Origin of the sequence: Magnetospirillum sp. LM-5, from assembly GCF_902729445.1 — a bacterium.
Classification (GTDB): Bacteria; Pseudomonadota; Alphaproteobacteria; order Rhodospirillales; family Magnetospirillaceae; genus Magnetospirillum.
In genome coordinates, this window is record NZ_CACVCE010000040.1 from 1 (window position 1) to 18962 (window position 18962).

General features: G+C 61.2%; 23 protein-coding genes and 1 pseudogene. 7 read left to right on the top strand and 17 right to left on the bottom strand.

Translation table 11 applies throughout. The annotated features are described in order from the left end of the window. A pseudogene (locus MTBLM5_RS19180) lies at window positions 1–360 on the top strand (hypothetical protein); the annotation flags it as partial. A 27-nt stretch (window positions 361–387) separates the two neighbouring features. Beyond that, a protein-coding gene (locus MTBLM5_RS13510; RefSeq protein ID WP_173976618.1) for an IS3 family transposase occupies window positions 388–1553 on the top strand; the annotation gives its coding sequence in 2 pieces (ribosomal slippage) (window positions 388–640 and window positions 640–1553; 1167 coding nt in all). Between the two features lie 117 nt (window positions 1554–1670). Here MTBLM5_RS13510 and MTBLM5_RS13515 read toward each other — a convergent pair. The 9 genes from MTBLM5_RS13515 to MTBLM5_RS13555 form a co-directional block, all read right to left on the bottom strand. Further along, window positions 1671–1889: a hypothetical protein gene (locus MTBLM5_RS13515; RefSeq protein WP_173976619.1), complete on the bottom strand. Its 219-nt coding sequence runs from the start codon at window positions 1887–1889 to the stop codon at window positions 1671–1673. Next, entirely contained in the window at window positions 1879–2067 is a 189-nt protein-coding gene (locus MTBLM5_RS13520) for a hypothetical protein (protein ID WP_173976620.1), read from the bottom strand. The genes MTBLM5_RS13515 and MTBLM5_RS13520 overlap by 11 nt, the downstream gene beginning before the upstream one ends. A gap of 120 nt (window positions 2068–2187) precedes the next feature. Beyond that, a complete protein-coding gene (locus tag MTBLM5_RS13525) occupies window positions 2188–2781 on the bottom strand; it encodes a response regulator transcription factor (protein ID WP_173976621.1) in 594 nt (197 codons plus the stop codon). A gap of 78 nt (window positions 2782–2859) precedes the next feature. Continuing rightward, window positions 2860–3216, bottom strand: a complete 357-nt coding sequence (locus MTBLM5_RS13530) for a response regulator (protein WP_173976622.1) — start codon at window positions 3214–3216, stop codon at window positions 2860–2862. 11 nt (window positions 3217–3227) lie between these two features. Beyond that, on the bottom strand, window positions 3228–5846 hold the full coding sequence (locus MTBLM5_RS13535; RefSeq protein WP_173976623.1) for a hybrid sensor histidine kinase/response regulator: 2619 nt from the start codon (window positions 5844–5846) through the stop codon (window positions 3228–3230). A gap of 5 nt (window positions 5847–5851) precedes the next feature. Further along, window positions 5852–6175 carry an Hpt domain-containing protein gene (locus MTBLM5_RS13540; RefSeq protein WP_173976624.1) on the bottom strand — a complete coding sequence of 108 codons (324 nt, stop codon included), beginning with the start codon at window positions 6173–6175 and terminating at the stop codon, window positions 5852–5854. Window positions 6176–6224: 49 nt separating this feature from the next. Next, on the bottom strand, window positions 6225–8888 hold the full coding sequence (locus MTBLM5_RS13545) for a response regulator (RefSeq protein ID WP_173976625.1): 2664 nt from the start codon (window positions 8886–8888) through the stop codon (window positions 6225–6227). Between the two features lie 45 nt (window positions 8889–8933). Further along, window positions 8934–9317 carry a hypothetical protein gene (locus MTBLM5_RS13550; RefSeq protein WP_173976626.1) on the bottom strand — a complete coding sequence of 128 codons (384 nt, stop codon included), beginning with the start codon at window positions 9315–9317 and terminating at the stop codon, window positions 8934–8936. 76 nt (window positions 9318–9393) lie between these two features. Next, the gene (locus tag MTBLM5_RS13555; protein WP_173976627.1) at window positions 9394–10689 is read right to left on the bottom strand and encodes a diguanylate cyclase; all 1296 of its coding nucleotides are present in this window, start codon (window positions 10687–10689) and stop codon (window positions 9394–9396) included. Window positions 10690–10842: 153 nt separating this feature from the next. Between MTBLM5_RS13555 and MTBLM5_RS13560 the strand changes: the two genes are divergently transcribed. From MTBLM5_RS13560 to MTBLM5_RS13570, 3 genes are all read left to right on the top strand, one after another. Then, complete coding sequence (locus tag MTBLM5_RS13560) at window positions 10843–11190, top strand: STAS domain-containing protein (RefSeq protein ID WP_173976628.1); 348 nt, start codon at window positions 10843–10845, stop codon at window positions 11188–11190. Between the two features lie 89 nt (window positions 11191–11279). Continuing rightward, a complete protein-coding gene (locus tag MTBLM5_RS13565; RefSeq protein WP_173976629.1) occupies window positions 11280–11639 on the top strand; it encodes a response regulator in 360 nt (119 codons plus the stop codon). Beyond that, window positions 11632–12630: an IS110 family transposase gene (locus MTBLM5_RS13570; RefSeq protein WP_173976630.1), complete on the top strand. Its 999-nt coding sequence runs from the start codon at window positions 11632–11634 to the stop codon at window positions 12628–12630. Before MTBLM5_RS13565 ends, MTBLM5_RS13570 begins: the two co-directional genes overlap by 8 nt. Before the next feature lie 446 nt (window positions 12631–13076). Here the strand turns inward: MTBLM5_RS13570 and MTBLM5_RS13575 are convergent, their stop codons facing one another. Both MTBLM5_RS13575 and MTBLM5_RS13580 read right to left on the bottom strand, forming a co-directional pair. Continuing rightward, a complete protein-coding gene (locus MTBLM5_RS13575) occupies window positions 13077–13274 on the bottom strand; it encodes a hypothetical protein (protein WP_173976631.1) in 198 nt (65 codons plus the stop codon). A 42-nt stretch (window positions 13275–13316) separates the two neighbouring features. After that, window positions 13317–14228, bottom strand: a complete 912-nt coding sequence (locus tag MTBLM5_RS13580; protein ID WP_173976632.1) for a hypothetical protein — start codon at window positions 14226–14228, stop codon at window positions 13317–13319. A gap of 127 nt (window positions 14229–14355) precedes the next feature. Between MTBLM5_RS13580 and MTBLM5_RS13585 the strand changes: the two genes are divergently transcribed. Further along, window positions 14356–14589 carry a helix-turn-helix domain-containing protein gene (locus tag MTBLM5_RS13585; RefSeq protein ID WP_173976633.1) on the top strand — a complete coding sequence of 78 codons (234 nt, stop codon included), beginning with the start codon at window positions 14356–14358 and terminating at the stop codon, window positions 14587–14589. 9 nt (window positions 14590–14598) lie between these two features. On the opposite strand, the gene MTBLM5_RS13590 is transcribed toward MTBLM5_RS13585, so the two are convergent. After that, window positions 14599–14925, bottom strand: coding sequence for a type II toxin-antitoxin system RelE/ParE family toxin (locus MTBLM5_RS13590; RefSeq protein ID WP_173976634.1), 327 nt, complete (start codon window positions 14923–14925; stop codon window positions 14599–14601). Next, window positions 14922–15137: a type II toxin-antitoxin system ParD family antitoxin gene (locus MTBLM5_RS13595; RefSeq protein WP_217425031.1), complete on the bottom strand. Its 216-nt coding sequence runs from the start codon at window positions 15135–15137 to the stop codon at window positions 14922–14924. Before MTBLM5_RS13595 ends, MTBLM5_RS13590 begins: the two co-directional genes overlap by 4 nt. Before the next feature lie 113 nt (window positions 15138–15250). On the opposite strand from MTBLM5_RS13595, the gene MTBLM5_RS13600 reads away from it, so the two are divergent. Next, window positions 15251–16867, top strand: a complete 1617-nt coding sequence (locus MTBLM5_RS13600) for a hypothetical protein (protein WP_173976635.1) — start codon at window positions 15251–15253, stop codon at window positions 16865–16867. A 79-nt stretch (window positions 16868–16946) separates the two neighbouring features. Here MTBLM5_RS13600 and MTBLM5_RS13605 read toward each other — a convergent pair whose 3' ends face one another. The 4 genes from MTBLM5_RS13605 to MTBLM5_RS13620 form a co-directional block, all read right to left on the bottom strand. After that, window positions 16947–17255, bottom strand: coding sequence for a hypothetical protein (locus tag MTBLM5_RS13605; protein ID WP_173976636.1), 309 nt, complete (start codon window positions 17253–17255; stop codon window positions 16947–16949). A 1-nt stretch (window position 17256) separates the two neighbouring features. Beyond that, complete coding sequence (locus MTBLM5_RS13610; protein WP_173976637.1) at window positions 17257–17706, bottom strand: hypothetical protein; 450 nt, start codon at window positions 17704–17706, stop codon at window positions 17257–17259. A 117-nt stretch (window positions 17707–17823) separates the two neighbouring features. Further along, on the bottom strand, window positions 17824–18429 hold the full coding sequence (locus MTBLM5_RS13615; protein ID WP_173976638.1) for a hypothetical protein: 606 nt from the start codon (window positions 18427–18429) through the stop codon (window positions 17824–17826). Window positions 18430–18440: 11 nt separating this feature from the next. Next, window positions 18441–18962 (bottom strand): site-specific integrase (locus MTBLM5_RS13620; RefSeq protein WP_173976639.1); only part of this gene is annotated, 522 nt, incomplete at its 5' end.

The window sequence follows — 18962 nt, forward strand, 5'->3', positions numbered from 1 at the left end:
CCGCAGGTTCAAATCCTGCCCCCGCAACCAATCAAAAAGCCCGTAACTGGAAACAGTTGCGGGCTTTTGTCGTTGCTGCCGCCGGATGTGCAGCGGACGCCGGGTAAGCACGGGGTAAGCGGCGTACCGCAAGCTCGCGCCGGCTGGCGCAAGGAAAGTCCGGTTGCGACCCTGACCTGCGACCACTTCCAGCGCCTGCTGGCCGACCAGGGCATCCAATGCTCCATGAGCCGATCCGGCAACGTCTGGGACAACGCCGCCATGGAGAGCTTCTTCTCGTCGCTGAAGACGGAACGGACCGCCAGAACCGTGTATCGCACCCGTGACCTGTTCCCCGCAAATGTACCTACTTTGAGGTAGAGTCCGTCCCAGCAGGGAGACGGACTTATGAAGCGCAGCAGGTTCACGGAAGAACAGATCATCGGCATGCTGAAGGAGCAGGAGGCCGGTGCGAAGACAGCGGATGTTTGCCGCAAGCACGGGGTTTCCGAGGCAACCTTCTATAAGTGGAAAGCCAAATACGGCGGCATGGACGTGTCGGAGGCCCGGCGTCTGAAGGCGCTTGAGGACGAGAACGCCCGTCTGAAGAGACTGTTGGCCGAAGCCATGCTCGACAACGCTGTTTTGAAAGAGATTTCATCAAAAAAATGGTGACGCCCGCCGCCAGGCGGATCGTCGTCGCCCATGTCCGGGAATTGTTCGGACTGAGCGAGCGTCGGGCGTGTTTGATCGTCGGGATCTCCCGGCGTGTGATGCGGTATCGGTCGTGCCGTCCAGACGATGCGCCGATCCGGGCGCGGTTGCGCGAATTGGCGGCGGAGCGTCGCCGGTTCGGCTTTCGACGCCTGGGCATCCTGCTGTCCAGGGAGGGCGTGGTGATGAACCGAAAGAAGCTGTTGCGGCTGTACCGCGAGGAGAAATTGGCGGTGCGTCCAAGGCGTGGCCGCAAGCTGGCCTTGGGCAGCCGGGCACCGATGGCGATTCCACAGGGACCGAATCAGCGCTGGTCTCTGGACTTCCTGTCCGACGCCTTCACCGATGGCCGCCGGTTCCGCATCTTTGCCGTGGTGGATGATTTTACCCGCGAGTGCTTGGCGCTGGTCGCCGACACTTCGCTGTCCGGTGTCCGTGTCGCCCGGGAGTTGGATGGTCTGATCGCCCGGCGCGGCAGGCCGCTAATGATCGTCAGCGACAACGGCACCGAATTCACCAGCATGGCCATGCTGCGCTGGAGCCAGGATCATCGGGTGGAATGGCACTACATCGCGCCGGGCAAGCCCATGCAAAACGGCTTCGTCGAGAGCTTCAACGGAAAGCTCCGCGATGAATGCCTCAACGAGACGCTGTTCAGCTCGGTAAGCCATGCCCGGGCCGTCCTGGCGGACTGGAAAGACGACTACAACCATGTGCGGCCCCACACCGCCCTGGGCGGCATCGCCCCAGCGCAGGCCGCCGCACGAGCGCAAACGCAATGTGGGCCGGGGCATGCCCCGGCCCACATTGCCATCACCGCCCATTTCGGGCATCACAGGGAGACAGGACTCAACCTCTGAACGGGATCAAGCCGGGGAACAGGTCACAAGCTACTCCATACGAAAGCGAGATATAACACTTTGACGCTCGTCAAACCATAGCGACCGATCAGGTGATTCTATCCGGTGTTCTGTTGATCACTTCCCTTTGGGCGCCGCGACAAAGAATGTCGGGTCCAGCAAGGTGACCATGGAAACGGTTATGGTATCGCGGTACGAGTGCGAGCGGCTCAGTTGCACATGCTCGACGCCATCGCGGGCCGTGAAAATCCGGGTGACGCGAAGTGGTGTTGGGTATTTGGTGCCCGCTCTGAAAAAAATCTGATCGAGAACAATGTCGGCGGGCTCAAGCGGCATGGTCACCTCCCGAGCCACTTTCGGCAGCGGGGGCGTAACCCGGCTGCGCTGGCGGAACCGGACGGGCGAGAACGTCATGAAAGCGCATCGCCTCGGCGGCAAGGCGGACCAGCGCGGCAGATACCGGGGCAAGCGTGGCGGCACCGGCATCGGTGCCATCGGCATTGTCTCGCGTCATGTCCTGCAAGCTCCGTCGATAGCAGGCATGGGCCCTATCGGCCGCATGTGTCCCCACGATCTAAGCCCAGCCGAGCGGCAGGGGACAAGCTATGGAAACCCATAGCCTTCGCAAATCGGATCAGGAATCTAGCAGGCCCAGAAGAACCGCCGTGGCGATCGCCTGTTCGCGGGTGGCCGCCCCCAACTTCCGCCGGGCATTGGCAAGATGCAACTCGACCGTAGGTACGCTGACGTTCAGGCGGTGGGCGATCATGTCGTTGCGAAGCCCTTGGGACAGCAGCAAAAGGCTTTCCCGTTCGCGTGGGCTCAGGTCCTTTGGCGCCGATTGATGCGGCGCGCTTGCGGCCTGGCCGTCAAGAATGAGTTTGATGGCGTCGGCTATTTCATCCGCTGGTTGGGTTTTGGCCACGAAACCGGCGACCCCCGAAGATTTGACGCGCCCGATCAGGTCGGAGTTCTCGACGCCGGAAACGACGATGACCCGGGCGCCCTGTGCCTTGCCGATCAGGGACACCAAGCCGGAAAGATTGCCGCCGCCCGGCATCAAAAGATCGGTCAAGATCACATCGTAGCGCACCTGGGCGACCAGCCGGCACATCTGGTCGTAGTCGCAAGCCTCTTCGATCTCGGCTTCGGAACCATATAACGACGACAAAATCGCTTTTAGCGCCTGGCGGTACAAAGGATGGTCATCGGCGATCAGGAAGCGCACGCGAATCTCGTATTCAAGAGTGACGACACAAGGGGTGATCTTATTTATACGATGAACATAAAGCGGTTATGGTGAACATCATAAGATATCTTGGGCTACTTTGATCAGTCGTGACAAGTCTCGTTTCTGTACGAAAACGGTGCAGCCCGCCGACAGGGCCTCGGCTTCCTCTTGGGCGGACTCGCTCCCACTCAGCGCGATAATCGGAAGCGCACATGTTTCGCTTCCCGCACGCAGGGCGCGCGCCACTTCAATTCCGCTCATCCCCGGCATTTTCATGTCCAGCACCAGGATATCCGGACGCTGGCGGGCAATTTCGGCCAGTCCGGCCTCGCCGCTGGCGGCTGCGCGCACGACATGCCCCTCGTCCTCGAGGACGGAGACGATTAATTGGATCATCAGTCGATCATCATCGACAACCACGATATCGCTCATGGGGGTTCCTGCTACAGAAGGGTTGCGGCGGCGGCCAGCGCCGGAGCAAGCCGGGCCTCAAGGCCGCTCGAAAGGGGGGCGAGCTCAGCCGCGCTCTGGCCATCGCGCAAGGCATGCTCGAAGACACGGGCGGCGTCGGCCAATTCCTCAGCTCCCAGCGCCCATGCCACGCTTTTCATGGAGTGGGCCAGCCGTTCGGCCTCGTCAAGGCGCCCCTCGACGATCATTTGCCGCAGGCCGGCGATGGCGTCGGCATATTCCGCGTGAAAGCCGATGATCATGGTGCGAAGCAATTTAGCCTTCCCGTTGGTCCGGGCCAGCGCCGCTTGCATATCGAACGGCGGCAGGTGCGTGGGCAGATCATCGATGGACTTCGGAGGCGTCACAACCCGGGCTGAGTTCACCTTGACCCAACGTCCCAGCGTTGCCGACAGTTTTGCCGGGTCGATCGGCTTGGTGAGGTGGTCATTCATGCCAGCTTCCAGGCTTTTCTCGCGATCTCCGCTCATAGCGTGGGCGGTCATGGCGATGATCGGCAGGTCCTTCAGGCGTTCATCGGCACGGATCAGGCGGGTTGCGGTCAGGCCGTCCATCTCGGGCATCTGGATGTCCATCAGCACCAGATCGAACGGTTCGGCCAGGGCGCGTTCAACCCCTTCCTTGCCATTGACGGCGACTTCGACGGTAAAGCCCATGTCGTTCAACAATTCGACGGCCAAAATGCGGTTGAGCGCGTTGTCCTCGACCAGCAGAACCTTGCCCTCGCACTGGGGCAAGCCGGGGCGCGAAGCACCGGGCTCCTTCCTTGGCTCGCCATCGCCATTCAGGATTTCGGCGATGGTGTCCATCAACATCTGCTCGGACACCGGCTTGACCAGGAAACCATCCAGACAGCGCCGTTCGGTCTCGCCCAGGACCAACTCGCGCCCGAAGGCCGTCACCATCAGGACCGCCGGCACATGGGATAGGTTCTGGGCTTCCTTGATGAGACGCGATGCTTCGATGCCGTCCATTCCGGGCATCCGCCAATCCATCAAGACCAGATCGAACGGCTCGGCACCCTGGGCCAGGACAGTCAAGGCCTCATTGCCCGAGGTGGCTGTGGTGACCGCCATGCCATTGGACTCCAGCATGGCCGCCAAAGCTTCTCTGGCGCTCTCGCTGTCATCGACCACCAGGACCCGCTTGCCGGCCATCCCGTCGCGCAGGGGATGGATTAACGGGGCGTCGTCGGCGATGCCCAGGGGGACGGTGAAACTGAACGTGCTGCCATGGCCGGGGGTGCTTTCCACCCCGATACGCCCGCCCATCAGTTCGACCAGTTGGCGACTGATGGCCAGTCCCAGGCCGGTGCCGCCATATTTGCGGGTGATGGAGGAATCGGCTTGCGAAAAGGGCTGGAACAGGTCCGCCATCTGATCCGTCGTCATGCCAATGCCGGTATCCTTGACGTCGAACCGCACTGTCGCATGCCGGTCGTCCATCTGTTCCGGTGCCACCGAAACGACGATCTCGCCGGCCTCGGTGAATTTCACGGCGTTGGTGAGAAGATTGGTAAGCACTTGGCCCAATCGCAATTGGTCGCCGATCAGATAGTGCGGTGTGGTAGGGGCAACCGCAAAGATCACCTCGATATCGCGCTGCTCCAGTTTGGCGGCGACGATGTCGCCCAGATTGCGCAATGTCTCGTCCAGCGAGAACGGGGCGTGTTCCAGTTCCAGCTTGCCGGCCTCGATCTTCGAGACGTCCAAGATGTCGTTGATGATGCCCAGCAGCGAATGCGCGGCGATGCCGATCTTGTCGAGGTAGCTTCGCTGCTTGGGCGTCAAATCCGTCCGCGCCACCAGATAGGTCATGCCGATGATGGCGTTCATCGGGGTTCGGATTTCATGGCTCATGTTGGCCAGAAATTCCGATTTAGACTGATTGGCTGCCTCGGCTGCCGTGGTGGCCTCTGTCAGGCGATGATACGCGTCTCGCAATTCTTGATCGTCGCGCTGCTTCAAAAGCAGGGGAAAGCCGCCGCACCCCACGAGCATCAGCAGAAACGCGGCGCCGTAGGCCAGGCTTTGGTAGATGTTTGCCGCCATCAGACTGAATTGCGCAGGGTTCTGCGTCGCAGCAGCGGCCCGGGCCAGCAAGATCACCGTGATCAGGCCGTACATGCCGCCAACCAGCCGATGCAGGCGCGAGGTTTGGGGACTGCGCAAGGTGGCCACGGTCAAGGTGGCAAGAATCACCGCTAAAGCCAGCGAGCCACTGATGACCCGATACCCCGCGGATGGCGTAAAGATGAACAAGTAGGCGCCGCCACAGACTGCGGCTGTGACCATGATGGCCAGCATGCGGCGCGACACCAATTCTGGGCCGATGACCGCCCGTCCCTGAAGGATGAAGCCGAAGAACATCAGGGGGTTGGCGACGTGGGACGACAGCCACAACGGGATATGGTCGCGAAAGAAGAATAGAAGCCAGCAAGTGATCTGCAGCATGGTGCCGATCAGAAAGTGAACGTGCCGTTCTTCCCTTTTTTTGCCCGGGCTATAGGCAAGCTGGATGAACACTGTCACGACATTGCCAACAATCAACAGCAGCAGGGTCGTTCTGATGTCCAGGAAAATGGGCGACATGTCCTTCACGGCCTGAAACTGGTGGCGGAATCATCCTGGAAAATGGGAACAAGCGACTGTGCCAGATCCTCGATCAGGGATGATATCTTGGAAGGTGCCGCCGCTTCCGCGGCCAATTCCAGACGCCTGGCGCATTCGGCCGCGGACTGATAGCCCAGCAGGAACGAGGTCGATTTCAAGCTGTGAGCCAACCGACCGATCTCGTTGCGGCCCATGGGCGTCCGATCCGCCGCCCTGATCGCCGCAAGCTTATCACGGGCATCATCGCGATACTGGAGCAGAAAATCACTGGGCAGCGCAGGAATGGGCAATTGGGAATCTCTGGTCATGTGTGGGCATTCCATGGAGTGACAACGCTAACCTACACTGTCGAGCCGATCAATGTTCCGGCTGCGGACCCGCCGTTTCCGCGCGAACCTGGGGCTCACCCAGCAAGGTGGCGGCCGAGGCCAGGGCAGGAGCCAGCTCTCGTTCAAGCCCGGATAGCAGGATTTCCAAATCCGCGTAGAACCCCTCGCGAAGGGACTGTTCCAAAGCGATAGCGCTTCCAGCAAGATTTTCGGCGCCCAATGTCCAGGCGATGCTTTTCATCGAGTGAACTAATCGCTCCGCCTCGCCAGTCCGGCCCTCGGCGATCAGCCGGCGCAGTTGGTCTATGGCGCCGGCATATTCCTCATGGAAGCCGACGATCATGGTCCGCAACAATTTCGCCTTGCCATTGGTTCTCGCCAACGCCGCCTTCATGTCGAATGGCAGCAACTGGGCCGGTAGCCCATCGGCAATAGGCTCAATCTTGCTTGCACCCGGGTTCGCCACCTTCACCCAGCGGCCCAGCATCGAAGTCAGTTTCGCTGGATCGATGGGTTTCGACAGGTGGTCATTCATGCCCGCCTCAAGGCTTTTCTCGCGGTCTCCGCTCATGGCGTGGGCGGTCATGGCGATGATCGGCAGGTCCTTCAGGCGTTCATCGGCACGGATCAGGCGGGTTGCGGTCAGGCCGTCCATCTCGGGCATCTGGATGTCCATCAGCACCAGATCGAACGGTTCGGCCAAAGCGCGTTCAACCCCTTCCTTGCCATTGACGGCGACATCGACGGTGAAGCCCATGTCGCTCAACAATTCCACGGCAAGCATCCGGTTCAGGGCATTGTCTTCGACCAGCAGAACTCGCCCCTCGGCCTGCGGTAAAGCGGTATGGACGCGATCGGGGCCTTTATCGGTCGAGCTGGCATCACCCAAGATTTCGGCGACGGTATCCAGCAGGACCTGCTCGGCGACCGGCTTCACAAGGAAGCCGTCCAGGTGGTGCTGCTCGGTCTTGCTCAGGGCCAACTCGCGGCCAAAGGCCGTCACCATCAAGATGGCGGGAGTCCGCGCGAGTTTCTGATCGTCCTTGATGTGCCGGGACACCTCGATGCCGTCCATTCCCGGCATCCGCCAATCCATCAAGACCAGATCGAACGGCTCGGATGCCTGGGCCAGGATGGACAGAGCCTCCTTGCCCGAACCGGCGGTGGTGACCGACAGGCCATTGACGTCCAGCATGGCCGCCAGCGCTTCGCGTGCCGTTTCGCTGTCATCGACCACCAGGACCCGCTTGCCGGCCAATCCGTCGCGCAAGGGGGGGAACAGCTGGGCATCATCGGCGATCCCCAGACGGACGGTGAAGCTGAAGGTGCTGCCCTGGCCTGGCGTGCTTTCCACCCAGATACGCCCCCCCATCATTTCGACCAGTTGGCGGCTGATGGCCAGTCCCAGGCCGGTACCGCCATATTTGCGGGTGATGGAGGAATCTGCCTGTGCGAACTGTTGGAACAGGCCAGACACCTGATCCGGTGTCATGCCGATTCCCGTATCCTTGACGTCAAAACGCACGGTGACAGCCTGGTCGTCAGCGTCTTCGGGCGTCACCGAAACGACGATCTCGCCAGCTTCCGTGAACTTCACTGCATTGGCCAAGAGATTGGTAAGCACTTGGCCCAGCCGCAATTGGTCTCCGACCAAGGCGTGTGGCATCGAGGGCGACACCGAAAACACCACCTCGATATCTCGCTGATCCAGCTTGCTGGCAACCAGGTCGGAAAGATTGCGCAGGGTTTCGTCCAGCGAAAAGGCGGCGTTTTCCAGTTCCAGCTTACCGGCCTCGATCTTCGAGACGTCCAGAATGTCGTTGATGATGCCCAGAAGCGAATGCGCGGCGGTGCCGATCTTGTCGAGATATCCGTGCTGTTTCGGGTTCAGTTCCGTTCGCGCCGCCAGATAGGTCATGCCGATGATGGCGTTCATCGGGGTGCGGATTTCATGGCTCATGTTGGCCAGAAAGTCCGATTTCGACCGATTGGCCGCTTCGGCCGCCTTGGTGGCCTCGCTCAAACTGCGATAGGCGTCGCGCAGTTCCTGATCGTCGCGTTCTTTCAACAGCAGCGGAAAACCGCCGCAGCCCAGCAGCATCAGCAGGAAGATCGCGCCATAGGTCAAACTTTGCACCACAGTGCCCGACAACAGGCTGATTTCTCCGGGATTGGTCAGCGCAACCACGGTACGCACCACGAGAATCAGGGTGATCGCACCGTACATCGCCCCCAGCAGCCGGCGTAATCGGGACCGGCCGGCACTGCCAAGCATCGCCACCGTCAAGGTTCCGAATACCACCGCCATGACGGCCGACGCCGGTACGATCCGCTGGCTCGAGGTCTGGGTGAAAACCGAGATATAGACGCTGCCGCACAGGGCGGCCGCCACCATGACAGTCAGCAAGCGCCCAGATATAGCCTCGGGGCCGATGACGGCCCGCCCTTGAATGATAAATCCAGCGAACATCAATCCATTCGCGATATCGGATGTCACCCAAAAGGGTAAGATTCCCCGCAAATAAAAGAGCGTGTAGCAGACGACCTGCATCGTCGTCCCGATGAGGAAATGAATATGCCGGCTCTCCCGCCTTCCAGCGTGGCTGTACGAGAGCAATATGAAAACAGCGACAATGTTGCCGATGATCAGCAGCAACAATGTTGTCCTGATGTCGAGAAGGGTATCGGGCATTTCGATCATATTCCGATAAGAGGCATCGACTGTCAGCCAGGGCATTCAGCGTGCGACAAGGTAATCCATATATGTTTCATGATCTGACCAGGCTGGAACAACAGGATGCGCCTGGGCGCCATTGTTCTTGTGATAGATCACGCAAGTGATGGCCCAATGATCCGGGGCCATCATCATGAGACAACGGACGGATTCGGAAGAAAACCCAGCCACACGAACCTGGCGAATGGCGTAACCATTGGTCAGACAACTCAGCATCAGGTCCACCGCATTGGCGCTGCCGATGACGTCTGATATCCATTCCTTATCGGCCAGGGCGTCCATACCGGCCGAGCAAACCACCCCTTGGGTGTTGCAGGCCAAGATCTTCCCATCGGGATTGATGCGAAATTCCGTGCGTGCTTCTGCTGAATAGGCATGAAAGCTCATCTGGAATGTTCCGTTTCATAGCGTTCAGGGGGACACGGTGCCGAACGGCCACCCTATGGAAATCCATAGGGTGTGGTCAGCTGGCTGCTGTGGTCTGAAGGGTCGGGTCCGCCAGGCCCGCAATCTCGACCCGGTTGCGGCCATTGGCCTTGGCGCGGTAAAGCATTTCGTCGGCGGTCTTCAGCATCTCGGCGAGGTTGGTGCCGGTCGTTGCGCAGACGCCAAAACTTGCCGTCACCTTGATGCGTTGAAGGCCCAGCGAGATCACTTCGTCCTCGATCGCCTTGCGAAGGGATTCAAAGAACGGTTCTATGCTGTCGGCATCCATGTTGACCGACAAGATCGCGAATTCCTCGCCGCCGAAACGGGCAACGATGTCGGTCTGACGGCACTGACTGCGCAAACGCGCCGCAACGCGCTTCAACACAACGTCCCCGCCGTCGTGGCCATAGGTGTCGTTGACCTTTTTGAAGAAATCGACGTCGAGCATCGCCGCCGTCAACGTCAGGTGGCTGCGTTTGGCGTTGGCGAACAGGGACTCGCCGGCTTCGAACAGGAATCGGCGATTGTGGATACCGGTCAGGGCATCCTTGGTCGCCATGTCACTCAATCGCTGCACCAATTCCAGCATCTGGATGTTCTGTGTGACGCGGCAGAAGAACTCCTCGCGCAGGAACGGCTTGTTGATGTAGTCGTTGGCGCCGAACTTAATGAACCTGGCCGAAAGCGCGTTGCCGCCGCCTGACGATATGCCAATGATGGCCAGCCGATCTTGGTCGTAGTTCTGGCGGATACGCTTGACCATCTCGACGCCGTCCATTTCCGGCATGTGATAGTCGGTGATAACCATGCGGATGCCAGGGTCGGCATCCAATGCGGCCAGACCTTCCCGACCGTTTTCCGCCGTCACGACCTGAAACTGATAGCTGGTCAAGAGATCGACAAGGTAGTGGCGCGCCGTCTTGGAATCATCGACCACTAAAATCTTGGTGTCCCGGTTGCGATGGATGCGTTCCACCAGCCGCATCAAATGCTCCAGGCTCGACGGATTGCCTTTGACCACATAGTCGATGACGTTTTGGGCCAGCAGGCGTTCGCGCAGATCGTCGGAAAACACCCCGGTGAAGACGATGCAGGGCACCCCTTGCTTCAGCAGCCAGTCAATGGCCTCGCCTTCCTGGCAATCGGGCAAGATCACATCGACCAGGGCCAGATTGAACGGAGCATCGGCCCGTTCGACAGCCGCCTTGGTTTCCGCCAGCGACAAGGCCGTAACCACCGTGGCGCCGGTTCGCTCGATCACCGATTTTTTGACGATGTTGCTGAAGAACTTGGAATCTTCGACGACGAGGATGCGGGTGCTGGTTTCCATCGGTTGACTTCCATGGCCGGGGGGGACGGGCGTTCTATGCGTACTGTATAGGGTTCCGCACAGGTTGGCAGTCTATGGATATCCATAGCTATTCCCCGATCGGCCTGAAGAGGTTGAATCCGGGAAGAGACGTCATGCCAAACGAGGCCCCCCATGACCATCGACGTTGCCATTCACCAATATGACCAGGCCACCACCGTGTCGGTACGGGGCCGTGTTGCCGGCTCTGCCATTCCCGCTTTCGAGCGGACCGTGCTGGACGTCATCGACGGCGCCGACCGGACCGTCGTGATCGACTGCACCAACCTGACCTATATCAGCAGTTCCGGTCTCAGGGTTTTGGTCCTGGCGCTCAAGCATGCCCGCGCCCACCAGGTCGGCATCAAACTGATCTGTCCCGATGGCTTCGTCCGATCAGTCCTGACGATCACGGGGCTTGACCGGTTCTTCGGTTTCGAAAGCGGACTGGCGGTTGCCTTCGTCGCAACCGAAGCCGCCTAAGCCCCTGGCTGCAAGGTCTCTGCCGGAACAGGGGCCGCGGTCACCAATGGGATAACGACGAGAAAGACACGGTCATGGCAGACATTTTTGTGATCGATGACGACAAGGTCATGGTCGAGTTCCTGGCCAACATCCTGGAAGACAATGGCGATAACGTCCGCTTCGCATTGGATGGTCAAACCGGCTTGGATCAAATCGTCACGGATATTCCCGACCTTGTCATCTTGGACATGAATCTGCCGGGAATGGACGGCTATTGCGTGGCAGAGCGGTTGCGCCGTGAATCCGCCACCCAAAAGCTTCCGATCATCGCCGTCACCGCCTTGGATTCCGCGGCTGATTACGACGCCGCCTATCGCGCCGGCTGCAGCGCCTTCATTTCCAAGCCGGTCAATGCCGACCATCTTGTCGAGGTCGTCCGCGGATTTAATCTGATGGGTGGTGGCTGACGTTCGCAACCAAACCCTACCGAAGATCGACGTTGGTCTGGCGCAGATCATGCGGACGGGCTGGTTTCGGGCAGTGCATGTCAAGTCGGCGCCAAGCCATCTGGTGCGAGCGTTGTTGGTGTCGCGCGGGCTGCTGGTCAGCATGCGTGGCGACATCGACAACCAGGTCCGTGGCTTGCAGAAGACCTTCGGCGTCCTTTTCGGCAAGGCGGTCGGTGGCTTCCGTAAACGGGCAGCGGAAATCGTAGCCGGCGACCTGATCGATAGCCCGGAATTGGCGCGCCTGATGGAAACCCTGCTTGCCGCTCGCGAGGATATTTGCCGGCGCATCCTGACCCTTGACCGTGAGGTGATGAAACAGGCCAAGGCATCCGAGGTGTGCCGTCGCTTCATGACCATGCCGGGGGTCGGCGCCGTGGTGGCCTTGTCGATTTGGTCGGCTATCGACGACCCGACCCGCTTCGCCAAGTCTGCCAACGTGGGGGCATATTTCGGCCCGACGCCGCGCCGCTACGCATCGGGTGAAATTGACCGCTCCGGGCGGATCTCCAAGTGCGGCGACCGCGATCCCCGAACCCACCTTTACGAGGCGGCCAATGTCTTGCTCACCAGGATTTCGCGGGCATCAGCCCTTCGGGAATGGGGGCTGAAGATCGCCAAGCGGTCCGGCTTCAAGAAGGCCAAAGTCGCCGTCGCGCGCAAGATGGCCGGCATCCTCCACCGCATGTGGATCGACGGAACCGAGTTTCGGCCCGGAACGCAGGCGGCCGCCGCATATAGTATCGGGGGCGCTCCGCACCCGACGAGTTCGTCCCCGCCGGGACGAAGGCCAGAGCAAGGTCGTTCCCTCCGATGCTGTCCCTGCACCGATCGCAGGACCAACGCGGACACCACATTGACCCGCTCCAGCCATCCAAGGCCTTGCTGTGGCGGTGACCCCGACCACGTAGAGAATCATGAGCCCGGCGGTGACTTAGGCGAGAGGGCTTGACAGGCGCGATTAGAGAACTCGGTGGGACGTGACCAGTCGGGGGGCGCTGCTGTTGGTCGATATCTGGCGTTCGAGGATGGCTTGGCGACGGCTCCCAACGTCTTGCGGTTGGGATCGAGAATGCTGTTATCGCCGGTCACCTCGCGGGCATGGCGCAGGGAATTGGTGATCTGCCAGCGGGCTACCTGGACGGCGTCATTGACACGCCCGATTCCAAATCAGTCACACCGTTTTCCAACCTCGACACACCCAATTCCGCCTTTGACACGCCCCTTTCGGGTGAAGTCACGGCCGGCCGGCATGGATTTCCTGAAAAGTCACAAGCCCCTTGCCGTGCCGGCCGGTTTCGTGCGGTGTTCACACCCCATGGTCATTCAGCAGGTATAGCAATTTGTCGGACAAATCGCCGGGCTTCGCCTGGTGTGGTAGCCCTTATGCGAACCGGTTCAAAAGGTGGTGACTGAGCTCCACCGTTCCTCCTCGGTCAACGGTCTCGCCACCGTGCCCGCCGGAATGTGCGGCGTCGGCACGCAGGTCCGCAGCGGCACGGCCAGGATCGGAAACAACTGGCCGGGGCGCACCGGCTGGTCCAGCGGTGTCGATGTCTCCGGGCTCACCATGGGCGATTCGGTTTCCTCGGTCATGCTTGCCTCCGAAATGTGGTCGTGCTCGGCTTGTTTCTCGTGTCATCCGGCCTTGGGCACCTCTTGCGGTCGCCAACGCGGGCGGCCATCGGCCTCACGACCGTCGATCTGGCTGGCGACCAGCGGCGACGCGTGTTCGACCTCGAGATAGAACACGCTGTCCGCCGTCGGCTTGAATACCCGGAACGCGGCCCGAATGGTGTAGCTGGCGGCCATATCCAAGGGGGTGACCCAGACCGGCTCGGTCTGCTGGTAGGTCGGATTGGCAACGAACAAGGCCATCTGGTCGCGGGTCAGGGCCCAGCAGCCCGAATGGACATTGCGGGCCACCTCGAGAACGGCCGGGCGGCCCAGCCAATTGATCGTCAGACGCTGTGGATCGTGGGGGGCGCTGGCGGTAACCGCGCTCAGGTCGGGATAGATTCGCGCGGCTCCGACCGACGAGGCCTGCGGCAAATCGATCGGGACTTCGAAACGGTGCGGAACCAGCAGAGCGCGTGGATTGCCGGCGGCCTGGTTGAACAGGCTCAATTTGTGGAAGAACAGCGGATCGTGGATCAGGATGTCGTCCTCGACATAGGCCACGAAATCGTAACCCGACGCGTTTTCGGCCAGGAAGCGGTGACAGGCGAAGCCCAGATGCCGGGGATCCCCAGGTACCGCCAGATGGTGGAACCAGCCCGGCGGAATGTTCAGTCCGTCGATCAGATGGTTGCGCCCGTCGGTGACGAGGGCGACGTCGATCCCGCCCATCGCCGCCGGGACCGTTTCAAGCCGACGATCGGCATAGTTGGCGCCAAAGGCAACGCCGTCGCCAAACAGGCCCTTCAGTTGCAGGATCGAACGAGCCAAGGCCCGCCGCCTGGTGTCCCGAGCCACCGCCCGGCCCGAGGCGTGCAACGCCCTGACCGGGCCCGCTCGGTAGAAATGGGGAATGGCGACGAGGATGCGCATGCCGGGAGGGTGTTCGTAGTCGAGAGTGGCGATCAGATGTCCGACAAATAGCCGTAATGGCGCATAAAAGCGATAAAAAATCGCTTTCGCTATCCCCGATTGTTCTGGGGCGGCATGAATCGGCGCCATGATTTCCATGCGCCAAATTCGTGCGGCAAGGGCACTGCTCGGGTGGAGCCAACAGGAGTTGGCCGATCGGGCGGTGATCTCGGTTGCGGCTATGAAGCGGCTTGAAGCCGGGAGCGGGGACCCGCGCGTCAGCACCGTCCTGGCGGTGAAGACGGCGCTGGAGAATGGCGGCGTGGAATTCATCGCCCCCGCCGGCGGCAAAGGTCCCGGCGTCAGGCTGGCGAGCGCTTAAACCCAGCCCCTACGCCCCAGGCTCCTGCAGCGATGCCGGAATATCGCGGCTGCCGTGCAGGACGCGCCAGACGTCGATATGGTCGGCGGCCTCGTGGTAGAAGATCCAATAAGGATGGCGGCGGATCGGCCAGGCCCGCAGGCCCGGCAGGTCCAGCTCGTGGGCAAGGCGGGCTGTGCCGGCGGCGGGGTGGCGGGCGATGTGGCGGAAGGCCTGCTGCAGGGCGTCGATGAAGGTTTGGGCCACTCTGGGGCCGGCCTGGTCACGATAATGATCGACGGCGTTCAGGATATCGTCATGCGCCAACTGGCGGGGAATGACCGGCTTGTCGGTCACCGGGCGCGAAGCCGCAGGGCCTGAAAGAACGTCTCGTCGGCCGGTGCGGCCGGCGGTGATTCGGCCCCAAGCAGCAGCAGGTGGCGCAGATTCTGGCGGTCCTGGTCCTTGCGGATCAGCGCGCGCACATATTCGCTGCTGGTGCCGTAGCCGCGCGCCGAGACCTGCTCATCGACGAAGGTTTTCAGCGTGTCCGGCAAGGAGATGTTCATCGTTCCCATGGCGGCGATGATAGGGGAAATGGCAAAAAATGGCAAGAATGCCCAGGCTTTAGATATAGGTTTGTCGGACAGACTTTGGCCTGGCCGCGCGTTACGCTGGGGCCATGACGACACGCACGCCCGACGATCCCGAGGAATGGTGGCGCCACCGGCTGGGCCGGCTGGTGGTGGCCGACGACGAGGCGGTGGTGCGGGCGCTGTTCGCTCGCGGCCGCCGGCCGAGGCCGAAACCGGCCGAACTGACAGCCGTGGCGTGGCGCGGGCGGGTGGTGGAGCGGAACTGGTCGTCCCGATCGGGTCCTCAGGTGGTGACCAAGGTGGCGGGGTCGCGCAAGGATCGGGGTGGGGTGTGGGCCTGCGTCCGCTATGTCGCCCGGCTGCGCCTGAGCGATCCCCAGCCGGTGCCGATGTTCGACGAATATGGCCGCGCGGTCGATCCGAGAATGGCGTTCGAGGATTGGCACGTTCCCCCGGACCGGGACAATCTGGCGAAGGCGGCGCGCGAGCGGCCGGATCTGGGGGCCGACCTGCCGATCCGCCGCCGGTTGCGCCTGATCCGGTGTTGGCATCTGGTGTGGTCGGTGCCGCAGGGGGCGGCCACCATGCCGGCCGAGGAACGACGCGCGGCGCTGATGCGCGCCACCCATCGCACCGTCGATGCGCTGTTCACCGCCGATGGCTACCGGGTGCTGTGGGGCCTGCACGAGGATACGCCCGGGCATCCTCATGTCCATGTGGTGGTTCTGGCCTTGTCCCGCTTGGGGCGGCGGCTGCGGTTCGACCGCCAGGGGCTGGCCCTCGACGCCATGCGGACCTGCTTCGCCGAATCGCTGACCCTGGCCGGCTTGCCGCATCAGGCCTCGCGGCGGGAGGATCGCAGCGACCTGCGCCGGCGGATCATGGGCGGCCAAGAGCCGCTGCGCTGGCCGACCCGTTGGCAGGGGCAGGGAGACCTGGCCCGGCGCGCGCCGTCCTGGCTGGCGTCGCACGGGACGTCGTGGTTGCGGCACATGCAATCCGGCCACGCCCCGGACGGTGAGCGCCGTCCATGGTGGCGGCGGTTGCTGCCGGCACCAATGCTGCCGGAAATTCCGCCGATCGCTCAGCCCGCGCATCAGGCCTTGGCGGTGGTGTATCGTGATCCGGCCGCCGCCTTGCGATCATGGCTGGATTTGGCGCTGTCTCCTGGTCCGCGTCCCAATGGCGGGTTGGCATTGTGGGTTCTGCGCCATCGCCCCGAGGTCTTCGGCACGACCTTGGCCGTGACCCCTGCCGCCATCGACCGGGCGGTCGCTGCGGTGAAGGACCTTCCGCTGCGGCGGCCCTTTGGGCCGGGGACCCAGCGCCCGGACATCGCCGATGCCGTGGCGGAACTGCGCTGGCGCCGCCGGGTCGCTCGCGACCGGGTCAGACTGGTCCGCAGCCTGGTCCGGCTAGCCCAGTGGACCGCCACCCATTTCGAGGCGGGAGGGCTGGCGCGGCGCATCGTGGCGGCGGCACGCCATGGTCTGGATGTCCCGGTCATGCGGCCCGACGAAGGTCCTTTGCGGGTTCTCATCCCAGCCGCGGCCCCCCTTTCGGCCGCCACGGGAGACGGCGCCGCCCCGGCCCCGATCTTGCCCGCGGCCCAGGCCGAAATCAGCATCGACCGTGGCGGCGACAGCCCCGGCCACGCTCGCCCGCGGCCGGTCGGTCGGCGCGGGCGCGGGCAGGGGCGATAGCTGCCAGGCCCTGTTCAATTTGCGAAATAAGGTCGAGGGCTTTGGTATGGCAAATCTGGTTGAACGGCATGGGTGACAGTCATGCCTGGCGTTCGTCCAGGATTCTGACGACTTCCGCGACAATAACGTGGGCGGAATCGACAGCATCAGATGGAATGGCATTGTGGGCCAGTCCCCGCTGCAAGGCGCTCGCAACCCGCTCCAAATCTATCAGGATTCGTTGGAATTTAGGATCCCAGGGCAATACGCAGTTGCGGGCCAGCCCGATGTCCAAAAGGTGACGCGTCGCGCGGCTTTTATCGCGCATTTTCTGCTGCTTTCTTGTTGTTTCGATTCCTTGTGCGAGCTCGGCAGTAATGCGCACATCCAGTCGGATGGATTTTCTCATTTCAGCGCCCCCTGTTTCCACGGGGTGAGTTTGATGGCCGGCTATTTGCTGGCGCGTGCTTGACGTTGTCGGAGGCTGTTTCAGTCCGCGCGCCGTCGGCGGTTTGTGTTTGTTGGAGCATGACGGAGTTCTCGGACAAATGAGAACTCAAGCTTCCCGTCTGCTTCCCAAGGATGTCGGGGATGGAAACCGGGATCGGCATCCCGCCATTGTGGTCCAGCAGGCCACCTTCAAACAGCCACCGGTACAGGTCCACACGAATGTAACGGATGATCCGGGTGCGAGGAATGCGGACGAAGCGTGGGCCGGATGATTTGCGAGACCTCCATGTGGTCAAGGTGGCGGTCGGGATCGAGAGCAGATCCGAAGCGGCCTCTGTCGTGATTGCTCCAAGCAGCCAATCGGGGTTGCTGGTGAATAAGCTTTCAATGGTCGGAAACTTCTTCGGCATGGTGCGCTCCTGCACAAAACACGCCGACATTCAAGCTCTTGGCTCTCCGATTTTGTCCAACAACCGAATTCCAGGAATTCATGGTTTAATTCCTGGAATTCCTGGGGCGTCGATTTTCTATCTGCCGTAAGCCTCATGGAATGATTTGGCGATGTGTCTGCAGATGCTATCCAACTCGATGCGGCCGCCCACCATTTCATAAACAACCCGGGCTGCGGCGTTTAACCCGCCCTTCTCTGGAAAGCGAGTCCCTGTGCGGTGAAGGATCAGAAACTGCTCAATGGCAAGAGCCTTGGAATTAGAATCCTTCTTGCGTCCGGGGGAGGTCATGACTTGGGGCGGAATTTTGAGCCGTGGACTGCAGGTCAGGATGAAGCGGATGGCGAATTCTGACGTTGTCATCAGGTTCTCGAGAAAAGCGTGTGTTGATGAGGCCCGCGCAATCGAATCAAGGTTGTTCATAATGCATGTTAATCGTTCGAGCTGGTTTCTCTTGCCGTCGAAATAACCATGAATGCAGGCAAGACGGTCAATGACGACACTCATGTTCAGACCGTGGAAATCACGTTCTGATGTGCCTGGGCCGATATTCCAAAAAAGTGGGCAGCTTGCATCTGACGGGGAAATTCCTGCCGAGTTAAGAAGCCAAAGAAGATATCTATGGAGCAGTGGCCAGCCGTTGCTGTCCTTGATGTCATTCTCAGCCGCCAGTTGCTGCAGCATGAATTGCAGTCTTATTTGCATTTTATGACGCCTTTCATGGGGATTGTTTCGGCGATTTTGTTCGATGCCGCGTGCAAGGGATCCGCTGCCAGATGTGCGTAGCGGGCCGTGCTTTGGGGGCTGTGGTGGCCCAGAAGGCCCCCGATCAGGGGCAGGGACAAGCCGGCGGAGACGGCGAAGCTGGCAAAGCTGTGACGCAAATCGTGAATGCGCACATCCGTCAATTCGGCCTCGGCCAGGACTCGTTTCCAGGGCTTCTGTAGATTTATCAGGTGGTTGATTCCGCCTTTGCCGATGATCACGAATGGATTTCCGACGACCCTGGGGAGGTTTTCCAACACGTCGGTGGCCCGAAAATTCAGCGGAACAACTTTGGGGCCGCGCCGATCTGTTTTGTGCCGATCGATGACGAGGCGACGAAGGTCCAATTGCACGTTTGTCCATTGCAGGGTCAGAATTTCACCCGCCCGACATCCTGTCAGAGCCAGCAATTTTATGGCTGCGGCCTGATAGACATCGATTCCGCCCAGGTA

Bases quoted from the DNA above. Each gene is read 5' to 3' on its own strand.
- MTBLM5_RS13515 (WP_173976619.1), bottom strand. From the start codon at position 1,889: ATGCCGCTTGAGCCCGCCGACATTGTTCTCGATCAGATTTTTTTCAGA.
- MTBLM5_RS13520 (WP_173976620.1), bottom strand. From the start codon at position 2,067: ATGACGCGAGACAATGCCGATGGCACCGATGCCGGTGCCGCCACGCTT.
- MTBLM5_RS13530 (WP_173976622.1), bottom strand. From the start codon at position 3,216: ATGAGCGATATCGTGGTTGTCGATGATGATCGACTGATGATCCAATTA.
- MTBLM5_RS13535 (WP_173976623.1), bottom strand. From the start codon at position 5,846: ATGTCGCCCATTTTCCTGGACATCAGAACGACCCTGCTGCTGTTGATT.
- MTBLM5_RS13540 (WP_173976624.1), bottom strand. From the start codon at position 6,175: ATGACCAGAGATTCCCAATTGCCCATTCCTGCGCTGCCCAGTGATTTT.
- MTBLM5_RS13545 (WP_173976625.1), bottom strand. From the start codon at position 8,888: ATGCCCGATACCCTTCTCGACATCAGGACAACATTGTTGCTGCTGATC.
- MTBLM5_RS13550 (WP_173976626.1), bottom strand. From the start codon at position 9,317: ATGAGCTTTCATGCCTATTCAGCAGAAGCACGCACGGAATTTCGCATC.
- MTBLM5_RS13555 (WP_173976627.1), bottom strand. From the start codon at position 10,689: ATGGAAACCAGCACCCGCATCCTCGTCGTCGAAGATTCCAAGTTCTTC.
- MTBLM5_RS13560 (WP_173976628.1), top strand. From the start codon at position 10,843: ATGACCATCGACGTTGCCATTCACCAATATGACCAGGCCACCACCGTG.
- MTBLM5_RS13575 (WP_173976631.1), bottom strand. From the start codon at position 13,274: ATGACCGAGGAAACCGAATCGCCCATGGTGAGCCCGGAGACATCGACA.
- MTBLM5_RS13580 (WP_173976632.1), bottom strand. From the start codon at position 14,228: ATGCGCATCCTCGTCGCCATTCCCCATTTCTACCGAGCGGGCCCGGTC.
- MTBLM5_RS13585 (WP_173976633.1), top strand. From the start codon at position 14,356: ATGATTTCCATGCGCCAAATTCGTGCGGCAAGGGCACTGCTCGGGTGG.
- MTBLM5_RS13595 (WP_217425031.1), bottom strand. From the start codon at position 15,137: ATGAACATCTCCTTGCCGGACACGCTGAAAACCTTCGTCGATGAGCAG.
- MTBLM5_RS13600 (WP_173976635.1), top strand. From the start codon at position 15,251: ATGACGACACGCACGCCCGACGATCCCGAGGAATGGTGGCGCCACCGG.
- MTBLM5_RS13605 (WP_173976636.1), bottom strand. From the start codon at position 17,255: ATGAGAAAATCCATCCGACTGGATGTGCGCATTACTGCCGAGCTCGCA.
- MTBLM5_RS13610 (WP_173976637.1), bottom strand. From the start codon at position 17,706: ATGCCGAAGAAGTTTCCGACCATTGAAAGCTTATTCACCAGCAACCCC.
- MTBLM5_RS13615 (WP_173976638.1), bottom strand. From the start codon at position 18,429: ATGCTGCAGCAACTGGCGGCTGAGAATGACATCAAGGACAGCAACGGC.